The sequence below is a fragment of the Burkholderia sp. KBS0801 genome (assembly GCF_005937855.2).
Classification (GTDB): Bacteria; Pseudomonadota; Gammaproteobacteria; order Burkholderiales; family Burkholderiaceae; genus Burkholderia; species Burkholderia ambifaria.
Window position 1 is genome coordinate 2,010,302 of sequence record NZ_CP042178.1, and the last position, 12,398, is coordinate 2,022,699.

Annotated in this window: 8 protein-coding genes and 1 pseudogene; 6 read left to right on the forward strand and 3 right to left on the reverse strand. The window is 64.6% G+C overall.

What is annotated here, in order from left to right:
- Positions 1 to 6: 6 nt before the first annotated feature.
- Together FFI87_RS25900 and FFI87_RS25905 are read left to right on the forward strand one after the other, a co-directional pair.
- Positions 7 to 1,494, forward strand: a complete 1,488-nt coding sequence (locus FFI87_RS25900; protein WP_138848553.1) for an efflux transporter outer membrane subunit — start codon at positions 7 to 9, stop codon at positions 1,492 to 1,494.
- A 701-nt stretch (positions 1,495 to 2,195) separates the two neighbouring features.
- Positions 2,196 to 4,031, forward strand: a complete 1,836-nt coding sequence (locus FFI87_RS25905) for a protease pro-enzyme activation domain-containing protein (RefSeq protein WP_138848552.1) — start codon at positions 2,196 to 2,198, stop codon at positions 4,029 to 4,031.
- Positions 4,032 to 4,178: 147 nt separating this feature from the next.
- On the opposite strand, the gene FFI87_RS25910 is transcribed toward FFI87_RS25905, so the two are convergent.
- A complete protein-coding gene (locus FFI87_RS25910) occupies positions 4,179 to 5,729 on the reverse strand; it encodes a phospholipase D family protein (RefSeq protein ID WP_138848551.1) in 1,551 nt (516 codons plus the stop codon).
- Between FFI87_RS25910 and FFI87_RS25915 the strand changes: the two genes are divergently transcribed.
- Complete coding sequence (locus FFI87_RS25915; RefSeq protein WP_261378584.1) at positions 5,722 to 6,045, forward strand: hypothetical protein; 324 nt, start codon at positions 5,722 to 5,724, stop codon at positions 6,043 to 6,045. The genes FFI87_RS25910 and FFI87_RS25915 overlap by 8 nt on opposite strands.
- Positions 6,046 to 6,062: 17 nt before the next feature.
- On the opposite strand, the gene FFI87_RS25920 is transcribed toward FFI87_RS25915, so the two are convergent.
- Complete coding sequence (locus FFI87_RS25920; protein WP_012365644.1) at positions 6,063 to 6,986, reverse strand: LysR family transcriptional regulator; 924 nt, start codon at positions 6,984 to 6,986, stop codon at positions 6,063 to 6,065.
- A 168-nt stretch (positions 6,987 to 7,154) separates the two neighbouring features.
- Here FFI87_RS25920 and FFI87_RS25925 point away from each other — a divergent pair, with 168 nt between their 5' ends.
- The 3 genes and pseudogenes from FFI87_RS25925 to FFI87_RS35390 all read left to right on the forward strand — a co-directional run.
- Positions 7,155 to 8,441, forward strand: coding sequence for an MFS transporter (locus FFI87_RS25925; RefSeq protein WP_138848550.1), 1,287 nt, complete (start codon positions 7,155 to 7,157; stop codon positions 8,439 to 8,441).
- 12 nt (positions 8,442 to 8,453) lie between these two features.
- On the forward strand, positions 8,454 to 9,203 hold the full coding sequence (locus FFI87_RS25930) for a creatininase family protein (RefSeq protein WP_138848549.1): 750 nt from the start codon (positions 8,454 to 8,456) through the stop codon (positions 9,201 to 9,203).
- 199 nt (positions 9,204 to 9,402) lie between these two features.
- Positions 9,403 to 9,573, forward strand: a pseudogene (locus FFI87_RS35390) (carboxymuconolactone decarboxylase); the annotation flags it as partial.
- A 250-nt stretch (positions 9,574 to 9,823) separates the two neighbouring features.
- Here FFI87_RS35390 and FFI87_RS25940 read toward each other — a convergent pair.
- Positions 9,824 to 12,247, reverse strand: a complete 2,424-nt coding sequence (locus FFI87_RS25940; protein ID WP_138848548.1) for a beta-glucosidase family protein — start codon at positions 12,245 to 12,247, stop codon at positions 9,824 to 9,826.
- Positions 12,248 to 12,398 lie beyond the last annotated feature (151 nt).

Consider the following 12,398-nt stretch of genomic DNA (forward strand, 5'->3'; position numbering starts at 1 on the left):
TACACGATGAAGCCCTTCTCCCTGCCCCGCCGCCCCGCGCTCACGCTGTGCGCAGCCGCTTGCCTGCTCGCCGGCTGTACCGTCGGCCCCGACTATCGCGGCGCACCCGCGGCACCCGACGCGCCGACCTTCGTGCGTGCGCCGGCCACCGGCGTCGACTCCAACACGCCCGCGCCGAGTGCGTGGTGGCATGCGCTCGGCGATCGCCAGCTCGACGACCTCATCGCCGCCGCGCTGGCGCACAACCCCGATCTGCAAGCCGCGCAGGCCCGGTTGCGCGCGTCGCGCGCGCAGCTGTCGCAACGGCGCGCCGCCCAGTTGCCGAAATCGTCGGCCACCGTCGCCGCGATCCGCGCGCGCGAGCCGGACGTCAGCGCGCTCGGCTCGTTGCTGCCGCCCGGCAACTCGAACCAGTCGGACGGTTCATCGCCGTCGCTGGGCGGCTCGGGCCCGTTGCAGCTCTATTCGGTCGGCTTCGACGCGACCTGGGAAATCGATCTGTTCGGCGGCACGCGCCGCGCGGTCGAGGCGGCGTCCGCGCAGGCGGAAGCCGTCGACGCCGACCTCGCCGACACGCAGGTGTCGATCGCCGCCGAAGTGGCGACCGCGTACGTCGACCTGCGCGACCAGCAGCAACGGCTCGCGCTGTCGCAGCGCACCGCAGAACTGCAACAACAGATGCTCGAGCTCACGCAGCAGCGCCGCGCGCGCGGCGTCGCGGCCGATGTGGACATCGAACGCCTGACGACGCAGGTCGAAACCACGCGCGCGTCGGTGATCCCGCTCGATGCGCAGGTGACGGAGTCGCTCGACCGGCTCGCGATCCTGACCGGCCGCGCGCCCGGTGCGCTCGATGCCGCGCTGTCGGCATCGGGCGCGCCGCTGCCGACGCTACCCGGCAGCGTGCAGGTCGGCGATCCGGCCGTGCTGCTCAAGCAGCGCCCCGACATCCGCGCGGCCGAGCGCAGGCTCGCGTCGAGCAATGCGCAGATCGGCGAGCACATCGCCGACTATTTCCCGAAGGTGACGCTGCTCGGCGATCTCGGCTTCAGCGCGACGGACCCCGGCCACCTGTTCCGCAAGCAGAATTTCACATGGGTCGGCGCGCCGTATCTGCAATGGAACATTCTCGACTTCGGCCGCACGCGCGGCGCAATACGGGCGGCCGAAGCGTCGCGCGACGAAGCGCAGGCCAATTACCGGAAAGCGGTGCTCGGCGCATTGCAGGACGCGAACACGGCGCTGCAGCGCTACGGACACCAGCGCGAACATGTGGTCGCGCTCACCAAGGTGCAGACGTCGGCCACACATTCGGCCACGTTGATGGACCAGCGCTATCGCGCGGGCGTCGCATCGACGATCGATCTGCTCGATACGCAGCGCGAGGCGCTCGCCGCGCAGCAGAACGTGATCGCTGGAAAGGCCGAACTCATCAAGGATTACGTGTCGCTGCAGAAGAGCCTCGGGCTCGGCTGGCAGACGAACGCGGGGTGACATGCGCCGGTCGCTCGCCCGGCAAAGTTCGTTGATGGCGCCGGCATCGACGATTCGAATGTTTCTTCCACAACGGTTCGCCCATTACGATTCGAACCGCGAATGATCCGGCCGATGAAGTTGCGATTACAACCAAATCGGGTTTCTAAAATTACAAAACACCCCCGATCTTTTCAAAAGCATTTCAGCTTAATTCATTTAATTTTGTTTCATATAATCAGAAAAAGTTTGACACCGAACTTTCGTTCTTGATACCGTCCGATGCAAGCAATCTGACACATTGCAAACCACGCAATCGATTCCGCTCGACGCATTTCGCTTCCGCCGCACCGAAGTTCTCGCCGCCGACCGCCTCTCATCCGTCGGCGCATGCAACATCCCGATGCATTTTCATTGGGCAGCTGCCGTCCGGCAGCGGGCCGAAGGACCGAACCGAATGAGCAGGACACCGAAGCTGTTGCTCTAGCCATCCCGCCTGCATCAAGCCCGCTGGCCCGCCCGCAACGCGGCGCAGCGCCACCACTACCTGGCATTCCAGCATTTCGCTCCCGGAGGTCACCACCTTTCCGGCCCGGGCGAAAGGCCCCGTCGCGTCCGCGCCATCCGCGCGAGCGCGGCGGATATCGGCGGCACACGATCCGCGCCGCTGTCGACTGTTGTTGTTCATGCCGTTCGATGTTCAACCGGAGGGGTAATTCAAAATGAATCAGGTTGCAGACAAGAAACAAAAGCACATCCGCATCGTCAAGCTCGCGTTCGCCGCCGCGGCAGCCGCTTCGTTCGGCATGACGGCTGTCCATGCCGCACCGGCCGCCGGCTGGACGGAAACGCGCACCAAGGGATTCCTGCCGCTCGTCCAGCAGGGTGAAAGCAGCAGTACCGCCGGCGCACCGGCGGCCAGCACCGCCGCCGCTGCCGCGACTGCCACCGAGATGGCGCCCGGCGAAGCGGTGGACATCGTGCTCGGTTTGAACCTGCGCAACGAAGCGCAACTCGACCAGTACCTGCGCGACCTGCATACGCCCGGCTCGCCGCACTACAAGCAGTTCCTCACGCCGGCGCAATTCGCCGCGCAGTACGCGCCGACCGACCAGCAGGTCGCCTCCGTCGTCGCGCACCTGCGCAAGGCCGGCTTCGTCAACATCGTGGTCGCGTCGAACCGCCTGCTCGTGTCGGCATCCGGCACCGCGGCAACAATCAAGTCGGCGTTCCGCACGACGCTCAAACGCTTCACGCACAACGGCCGCAGCGTCTACGCGAACACCGACGCCGCGCAGGTGCCGAACGCGATCGGCGGGATCGTCGGCGCCGTGCTCGGCCTGCAGAACGTCGAGCTCATGCATACCGGCGCGGGCAGCAAGCCGCAAGGCAACACCAGCAACCTGACGATCCCGGCGGGCGCATCCGCGGTGCCGCACAACCCGACCGAGTTCTCGTCGCTTTATGGCGGCGACGGTACGCCGACGGCCTCGCAGACCACGGTCGGCATCATTTCCGAAGGCGACCTGTCGCAGACGGTCAGCGACCTCAACACGTTCGCCGCGACCAACGGCCTCGGCACGATCAGCAGCAGCGTCGTCCACACAGGGCCGTCAGGCAGTTCGTACACCGATACATCCGGCACCGTCGAATGGAACCTCGACAGCCAGTCGATCGTCGGCACTGCCGGCGGCAGCGTGAAACAGGTCGTGTTTTACGTGGCGCCGTCGATGACGCTTACGGCGATCACCGCCGCGTACAACAAGGCGGTGAGCGACAACGTCGCGAAGGTCATCAACGTGTCGCTCGGCGTGTGCGAATCGTCCGCGTACAGCACCGGCTCTCAGGCGACCGACGACACGATCTTCAAGCAGGCGGTCGCGCAGGGGCAGACCTTTTCGGTGTCGGCCGGCGACCACGGCGCATACGAATGCGCGAGCGGCAAGCCATCGCGCTCGACCTACACGGTGAGCGAACCCGCGACGTCGCCTTACGTGATCGCGGTGGGCGGCACGACGCTGTTCACCAATACGTCGACCAACGCGTACAACAGCGAAATCGTGTGGAACGATCCGAGCTGGCAGCAGGGCACCGTGTGGTCGACGGGCGGCGGCTACAGCAAATACGAAGCCGCGCCGTCGTGGCAGTCGTCGAGCCTCACCGGGTCGACCAAGCGCGCGCTGCCGGACGTCGGCTTCGACGCCGACCTGCGCACCGGCGCGATTCTCGTGGTGAACGGCCAGACGTCAGATACGCTGTGGGGCTCGGGCTACCTGAACAACGAAGGGGGCACGAGCCTCGCCGCGCCGATCTTCACCGGCATCTGGGCACGGCTGCAATCGGCGAACAACAACGCGCTCGGCTTCCCGGCGTCGAGCATCTACAAGTACTTTCCGAGCAACGCGGCCCTGCTGCACGACGTGACGTCCGGCAACAACGGCAGCGGATCGTACGGCTACAACGCAAAGGCCGGCTGGGACGCGACGACGGGCTTCGGCAGCGTGAACATCTCGAAGCTGAACACGTTCATCCAGAGCACGTCGGATTTCGCGCGCTGACCGTGCGCTGAGCGGTGCGGTTCCGGGCGCGGATGATTTCGAACGCCCGCCCGGAACCTGTGCGCGTCGATCCGGGCGTCGCGTCCGGATCGACGATGTGCGTCCGGATACGCGGCCCGCCGTTGTCGCGGGCAAGCGGAAACGCGATCACAGCTGCGATTCGATCGGAAACAAGCCGAGAAACCACACTTCCATGCGCCGCGCCGCGGACACTTCCGGTTCGTGATCGAGCTCGACCGCCTTTCCGTCCGCGTCGGTCTGAATCCACTTGAGCCGCCCGTTGCCGGACGGATCGGTCCTCGATTCGACCCGCCACGCGATTTGATCGAGCCGCGGCTCCAGGTCCGTCGCGACGTCGGACGCAATGGCCGGACTTTCGCAATAAACGCCGATCTCGGTGTTGAGGTTCAGCGAGCGCGGGTCGAGATTCATCGAACCGATGAAGATGCTCTTGCGATCGAACACATAGGTCTTCGCATGCAGCGACGCACGTGAAGAACCGATGATGACCTGCTTCGAGATGCTCGTGTCGCCGGACGGCCGCCGCTCGTAAAGCCGCACGCCGGCCTCGACCAGCTCCCGCCGATAGCGCCGGTAACCCGCATGCACGGCCGCGACGTCGGTCGACGCGAGCGAGTTGGTCAGGATCGTCACGCGCACGCCGCGCGCCGTGAGCGCACGCAGCCGCTCGACCATGTCCTTGCCCGGCACGAAATACGGCGACACGATCAGCAGTTCATGCTCGGGCCGCAACGCGAGCGCGCGCAGTTGCGGCATCAGGTGTCCTTCGCTGTCCGTCGGGGCTCGCGCGATCTTCGCCGGATCGTCGTACAGGACCGTCGCGCGACCCCATGACAACTCCGTGCCCTGGCCATGCACGATCTGGTCGAGCCGCTGGCGCGCCTCGAGCACGTACGGATCGTCCTCCATCGCGCGCAGGTAATCGCGCAGCCGTTCGCGCTCGCGCTCGAGGCCACCCGGCGCGGCGTCATGCCCGACCAGCGCATTGACCGAAAACGCATACGGCGAATTCCAGAACGTGTCGAACTCGGTCGAGATGTCATTCACGACGGGACCGTGCACGACCACGTCGAGGTCGCCGAATTCCAGCATCGACGACGCGCCGAAGTACTCGTCGCCGATATTGCGGCCGCCGACGATCGCCGCCTGGTTGTCCGCGATCATCGCCTTGTTGTGCATGCGCCGGTTGACGCGCGAGAGCTCGAACACCGTGCCGATCTTCTTGAAGTGGCGCGTCGCGACCGGATTGAACAGCCGGATCTCGATGTTCGGATGCGAGCTGATTTCGAGCAGCTTGCGATCGTCCGCATTCGTTCCGAGATCGTCGAGCAGCACGCGCACGCGTACGCCGCGATCGGCCGCGCGGATGATCGCGTCGGCGAGTTCGTGTCCGGTCAGGTCGTCGTGCCAGATGTAGTACTGCAGGTCGAGCGAGCGGTCCGCGCGATCGGCAAGCAGCACGCGCGCATCGAGTGCGTCGACGGGATCACGCAGCAGATGAAACGCGTCCTGCCCCGGATGGGCGGCGGCCTGCTGGCTGAACGCGATGCCGAGGCGCGTGTTTGCGGTGTCGGTATATGCATGCGTCGGCTCGCGATCGATTTGCGGCGGCAGGCTGGCGCATGCGGCAAGCATCAGCAACGAGAGAATCGCACCCCACGAACGCAGCATGATCATGATGGTCGCCGCACTGTCGGGCGAAGTCGGTGTGTGTTTGTTATGGCTGCCGGACGGAGCGCGGCGCTGGTCTGCAGTTCGCGTGCTCGACGAATCCCGATCGTGCGCGCAGGTCGCGCTACAGCATACTTCGATTGATATCGGGACCGCACGCGCTCCGTGTTTTCCCGGTGGCGGCGATACGACAGGCGGCGCCGGCGCGGACGTGTTCAATACGCTCGACACATTCAGGCGGCGCACGAAGAAAAACCCGCGAAGCGTTGCGGCATCGCAATCCGGCCGGCCAGCCGGCCAGCGTCAACCGACTGGGCCATGACCTGTCCGTTTATTCTGCTACTCGCCGCCCCGCGCGAACATCGGCATGTCCCGCAGAATATGTTCGAGGAGCTTGAGGGCGGCCGCCGGTAACGGCCGCCCTGCCTTCGCGAGCAACCGCGCCTGGGTGCCCTTGAAGAGCGGATGATCGATCGGCACCACCGTGAGCGTGCCGGCGGCGATCTCCCGATATGCCGCGAATTCGCCGCCGATCAGCGTCATGTAGTTTTCGTAGGCGACGAACTGCTTGAGCGCCGTTAGCGAATTGGTGACCAGCTTCGGCCGTATCGTAATGTTCTCCGCGAATTCGAGCATCTTGGCCGCATGGCCGACGCCGAACGATGCCGGCATCATGGCCAGCGGCCACGACAACATGTCCTCGACGCTGGCCGGGCCGCCGCGCAATGCCAGCGGATGGCCGGACCGCACCAGCAGCCCGACCGCCTGCGACGAACTCGCCAGATACTCGATACGCGGGTGCGGCGGCGGGTTGAAGGCAAGCCCGAGGTGCGCGCGGCTTTCCGCCACGGCTTCGAGCACCTGATCGACTCCGAGGATCTCCATTCCGATGTCGAGCAACGGGTACTGCGCACAGAACGGCGCCAGCACCTCGTTGACCAGCGCATCCACATAGCCCTCGCTCAGGACCAATTGGACCTGCCCCTGCTTCAGGCCCTTGAGCGCGTGGAGCTGATCCTCGAGCCGCTCCTGATGCGAGCGGTAGCCGCGCCAGAACTCGAGCAGGTGCGCGGCGGCTTCGGTCGGCCTGACGCCGCGCGCCTGGCGCTCGAACAGCGTCGCGCCAAGCTCGTCCTCGAGCAGCCGGATCTGCCGGGTAATCACCGACGGCGAGGTGTTCAGGCTCTCGGCGGCGCCGCGGATGGTCCCTTGCTCGAGCACTGCGCGGAAGTAGCGCAGCCGCTGCTGATTGATTTCACGCATGTCGAACCATCCACCCGGTGATTACCGCCACTATCGGCATGCCCACCATACCAGATGCGTTGCCCTGCAGGCAACGAAGTGTGCACATGGTTGCTGTTGGTGATTGCGCGTCGCGCTGCCACTATCCGATGCATCAGGGCGGTACCACGTACGACATTGGAGACTGGCATGCTGGCAATCCCGAGCGAAAGTGCGGTAGGCGACACCTCAAACCTCTACAGCAAGATCAACTGGCGACTACTGCCGTTCCTGCTGAGCTGCTACCTGTTCGCCTACCTCGACCGCGTCAACATCGGCTTTGCAAAGCTCCAGATGCAAAGCGACCTCGGCTTCTCCGATGCCGCGTACGGCGTGGGCGCCGGAATCTTCTTCATCGGCTACGTATTATTCGAGATACCCAGTAACCTGATGTTGCCGCGCATCGGCGCGCGCAAGACCTTCAGCCGCATCCTGGTGCTGTGGGGCATTACGTCAGCCTGCATGCTGTTCGTACGTAACGTGCCGATGTTCTACGCGATGCGCTTCGTGCTCGGCATCTTCGAAGCGGGCTTTGCGCCGGGCATGATCTACTACCTCTCGTGCTGGTATGGCCCGCAGCGCATGGCGCGCGCCATCGCCGTCGTGTTCCTTGCCGGCCCGCTCGGCGGCATTGTCGGTGGACCGGTATCGGCGTGGCTGATCACCGCGCTGTCCGGCGCCGGCGGACTGGCCGGCTGGCAATGGATGTTCCTGGTCGAGGGCCTGCCTTGTATCCTGCTCGGCGTGCTCGCCCTGTTCTTCGTGCCGAACCGGCCGGCCGACGCGGCGTGGCTGACCGAGGACGAAAAGCGCCTGCTCGCGAGCGAGATCGGATCCGCGGCGGGGCACAATCACTCTTTCCTCGCCGTGGCGCGTGACGTCCGGGTCTATGTGCTGGCCTTCGCGTACTTCTGCATCATCGCCGCCATCTATGCGATCAGCTTCTGGCTGCCGACCCTCATCAAGGTCCAGGGCGTGAGCGACACCGTACAACTCGGCTGGTACTCGGCCCTGCCCTATCTTGCAGCGGCGTTCGGCATGTACTACATGGGGCGCCGGTCCGACCGGGCGGGCGAACGCCGTTTCCATAGTGCGGTGCCCGCAACCATCGGGGGCCTGCTGCTGGCCGCGTCCACCCTCGTGGACGGCAATCTCGCCGCATCGCTGGTGCTGCTCACGCTCGGTACCTGCGCACTGTGGATGACCTACACGGTGTTCTGGGCCATGCCCTCCGAATACATCAAGGGCCCCGGGGCAGCAGGCGGCATCGCGCTGATCAACACGATCGGGCTTTCGGGCGGCTTCTGGGGCCCGGCCATCATCGGATGGGCCAAGACGGCCACCGGCAACCTGCACCTCGGCATGCTGATCCTGGCCACGCTGCCGATCATCGCCGCACTGATCATTCTCGCCAACAAGCTACCCGCAAAGTCGTAACAAGGAGTCGTCATGCTTCTACATCTTTCCACCTGGTCCGAAATCGAGCAGTTCCTCACGCGCAGCCGCACGATCGTCGTGCCGATCGGCTCCAACGAACAGCACGGCCCCACCGGACTGCTTGGCACGGACTGGCTGTGTCCCGAGATCATCGCGCGTGAAGCGGAAAAATCCGCCGATATCCTCGTGGGACCCACGTTCAATATCGGCATGGCACAGCATCACCTCGGCTTTCCCGGCACCATCTCGCTTCGCCCGTCCACATTCATTGCCGCGATCGGCGACTGGACCCGCTCGCTGGTGGCACATGGTTTCGAGAAAATCCTGTTCCTCAATGGTCACGGCGGCAATGTCTCATCGATCGATGCTGCGTTCTCCGAACTTTATGCCGAAGCCAGCTTTGCGCGTCGCCGCGCAGGTTTCGCGCTGAAGCTTTGCAACTGGTGGGATCTTGAAGGCGTCGGCGAACTGGCGCGGGAGCAGTTCCCGACGGGCCACGGCGCGCATGCCACCCCGTCGGAGATTGCGATTACACAGTGGGCCTTCCCCGATTCGATCAAGTCGGCCGACTACGCGCCGCCGATAGCGAATACCGGCCCGATCCGCGACGCCCTCGACTTCCGCGCCCGCTTCCCCGACGGACGCATCGGCTCCGATCCCGGCCTGGCCACGCGCGAAAAAGGCCGCGCATTGGTCGGACTGGCCGCGCAGTCGCTGGCGCGCGAACTCGAAGCCTTCGGCCGCGAGCCGATGCCCGCCTGAAACCGACCCGCTGGCGCCCTTCCGATTCTCTCTGGCGCCAGCTGCCTTGACTGCCATTGACCATTCCGAGGAAACCTTCCTGCTACAGTCGACTGCCTAATGCTGGACGCTTGGGCGATTGCGGGAACCGTGCCTCGTCAGATTACCCGGCGCGCCTGGGTGACTTCGGTCCGCTGGCCGTCCCTCGCGCCAGCGCAGTGGAGTGGAGCCGCAATTACAAGCGCACATGCGCATCAGCATGAATGTCGGCCTCACGCAAAGCCAACTGCGCCAACTCGGACACGTCTTGGCTGACCGCGTGGACGCCGATAGCGCGACGCGTGCGCACGACGCGCTTGATAAGCAGGTTGCCGCTAAATCCGCACGCTAATGTGTGCGCCGATGGCGGCGGCATGGATCTGCGGTATGGCGTCGCCGTTCGTCAGAATGTGATGGGGGTAGTGGGCAACTTCCGCGGCCACGGTGATGACGCGTCTGCGAATAGCGATCCATCGTCCACCGCGATGGATATGGGCTTCAACAGCAAATGAGCCGGACGGGCTCAATGGCAGGCACGCTCGAAGATCAGCACTTCGAGCGTGACCTGACCGCCTTTCCTCGCGTGGGCACGAACGTTTCGTTTATTGGACGATAGTCCCCGCAGCACTGAGACTTCTCGACGAGTTTCCAACATACACCGTCGTGGTACCGCTTGCCGCCGACCACACCTGCGCGTCCTTGTCCCACACGCTCAACGGATGGTTGTTCGCCTTCGGATCGATGTTGATCGTGACCGTCTGCGACGCGCCGGGATTCAGGAAAAACTTCTGGAACCCGACCAGACGCTTCGGCGGTTCGCCGGACGACGACGGCAAGCCGACGTACACCTGCACGACTTCAGCGCCTGCTACCTTCCCCGTATTGGTGACCGACGCGGTGACGTTATACGTGCCGTTGCTTCCCGACGAAACCGCGGCGTTCTGAATCGTGAATGTCGTGTACGAAAGGCCGAACCCGAATTCGAAGGCGGGACTCTTGCTCATCGCGTCGTACCAGCGATAACCCATGTTGAGCCCTTCGGTGTAGGTGACGGTCGGTACCCCGTTGACCGCCACGCCCGGATACTGCGCCGCATTGATCGAATCCATGAAGCCCTGACCGACCTGCGGGAACGTCACAGGCAATTTGCCCGACGGATTCGTCACGCCGAACAGCAGGTCCGCGACGATGTGCCCGTCTTCTTGCCCCGGAAACCACGCTTCGAGTATCGCGGCCGGCGCGGACGCGCCGCCTTTGAGGAGCGTCGGGTCGAGCGCCTCGACCGCATTGTCCTTGAGCACGAGAACGGTCTTCGGGTTCGCGGCAACCACGCTCTGGATCATGGCAAGCGTATTGCTGCTCTTGACGGTACTGGTCGTCGTCAGCGCACTGGCCTTCGGCCCGTACCAGTCGAGCGTGTTGAGGTACTTGCCGGCGTCGAGGCTCAAGCCCTGCGCATCGACGAACGTGATCTGATCCGCGCCCTCTTCCGCAATAGATCCGGCCATCACCACAACTGCATCGGCGCTACCGATCAACGACTGGGCCGCGGCAAATGTGGCCGCCGCGCCGTCGATGGTGGCATTCGCGTTTGCATCGTCGACAAGAACCAGGTGGACCGTCGCCGTCGAATTGCCGAGATTGGCGAGCACGTCGCGGATCCCTTGCAGGGGCGAAACGGTATAGAGCGCGACCACGTCCGAACTCCCGCCGCCGGCCCCCATCGGGTTGCCGATGCTGCTGCCGCCAGCCACCGCTTGCTGAGCAAACACCTGCGAAGCCTTCCCGACGATCACGACGTTCTGCACCGCCTTGCTCAAAGGCAGCGTGCCGTCATTTTGCAGCAGCACCGCGGATTGCTCGCCGATGGCTTTCGCAACGGCGCCGTCTGCGACGGTATCGATCGGCGTTTGAACCAGCGCACGATCAAAGATGCCTGCCTTGAACATCTGCGTATATCGGCGGGCCAGCGCCGTATCGATATCCGACGTCTTGATCGCGCCGGCTGCGAGCGCGGCGTTCAGCTTATCCGGCGTCCACCAGGTCGCCACGCCCGGGATAATCACGCCCGGCATCTCGTTGTCCAGCCCGGCGAGCATCGTCCCCGCCGTGCTGTGCGCGGCGAAGAAGTCCGACTGGACGTAACCGCCGAAACCCCATTGCCCGCGCAGCACGTCGGTCAGGATGTGCTTGTTCTCGCACATCGAGAAGCCGTTGACGGAGTTGTACGAGCACATGACGGCACCCACCTGACCGTCCTTGACCGCCATTTCGAACGGCAGCAGGTAGAGCTCGTGCAACGTCCGGTCGTCGACGTTTTCCGAGATGGTCATCCGGTTCGTCTCTTGCTCGTTCGCGACGAGATGCTTCGCCATCGCGATCATTCCGTGCGACTGGACCGCCTGGATCTCGGCGACACCCATTGTGCCAGTGAGATACGGATCCTCGCCCATGTACTCGAAGTTTCTGCCGCCGACCGGCAGCCGGGCCAAGTTCATCCCGGGTGCTTCGAACACGTGAAGCGCGAGGTTTGCGCCTTCCTTGCCGATCACGTCGCCGAATTGCGTCGCCACTGCGTGGTCGAACGACGCTGCCACCGCGATCGCGGACGGCAGCGCCGTCGCCTTGGCAGATGCCGCACTCGTCAGCGCCGCGGCGCCGCTCGACGCCGAGCCGGCGGGAACGCAATCGTTCTGGCCGATACCGACCGGTCCGTTGGTGATGCGTAGCGTCGGAATGTGGTATTTCGGGAGTCCGGGAATATGGCGCGCGCCAAAACATTGCGGGAGCTCGGCAATCACGCCGGGGCCGCCCACCAGTTGCTCTTCCTTGTCTGGCAGTGCCATAGCCGCCACCAGCAAGGTCGCGCGCTGTTCGGGCTTCAACGACTTATTCATCCATGGCGATGAATTGCCGGCCGGCGACGATGCAGCCGAACTGCTATCGCTGCTGCCTCCGCACCCTCCTAACAGCACCGTCAGTCCAGCTGCCAGACAGACCCCCGACTTCCTGACCGAAATTCCCATGTCTCGCTCCTGTGTCTCTACAGACGATCGTTCGATATGTTTTGCAGTACTTAGATTCAATTCGTCGCTTCGACGCCGCCAGCTTGCCCCGATGCATTGTCGGGCGATGGAAGCGCGCGTCAATGCCACCCGTGGCGGGCCGGCGCGCTGC

Coding starts and splice junctions, on each gene's coding strand:
- FFI87_RS25930 (WP_138848549.1), top strand. CDS start 8,454: ATGCTTCTACATCTTTCCACCTGGTCCGAAATCGAGCAGTTCCTCACG.
- FFI87_RS25910 (WP_138848551.1), bottom strand. CDS start 5,729: ATGATCATGCTGCGTTCGTGGGGTGCGATTCTCTCGTTGCTGATGCTT.
- FFI87_RS25920 (WP_012365644.1), bottom strand. CDS start 6,986: ATGCGTGAAATCAATCAGCAGCGGCTGCGCTACTTCCGCGCAGTGCTC.
- FFI87_RS25900 (WP_138848553.1), top strand. CDS start 7: ATGAAGCCCTTCTCCCTGCCCCGCCGCCCCGCGCTCACGCTGTGCGCA.
- FFI87_RS25915 (WP_261378584.1), top strand. CDS start 5,722: ATGATCATGATGGTCGCCGCACTGTCGGGCGAAGTCGGTGTGTGTTTG.
- FFI87_RS25940 (WP_138848548.1), bottom strand. CDS start 12,247: ATGGGAATTTCGGTCAGGAAGTCGGGGGTCTGTCTGGCAGCTGGACTG.
- FFI87_RS25905 (WP_138848552.1), top strand. CDS start 2,196: ATGAATCAGGTTGCAGACAAGAAACAAAAGCACATCCGCATCGTCAAG.
- FFI87_RS25925 (WP_138848550.1), top strand. CDS start 7,155: ATGCTGGCAATCCCGAGCGAAAGTGCGGTAGGCGACACCTCAAACCTC.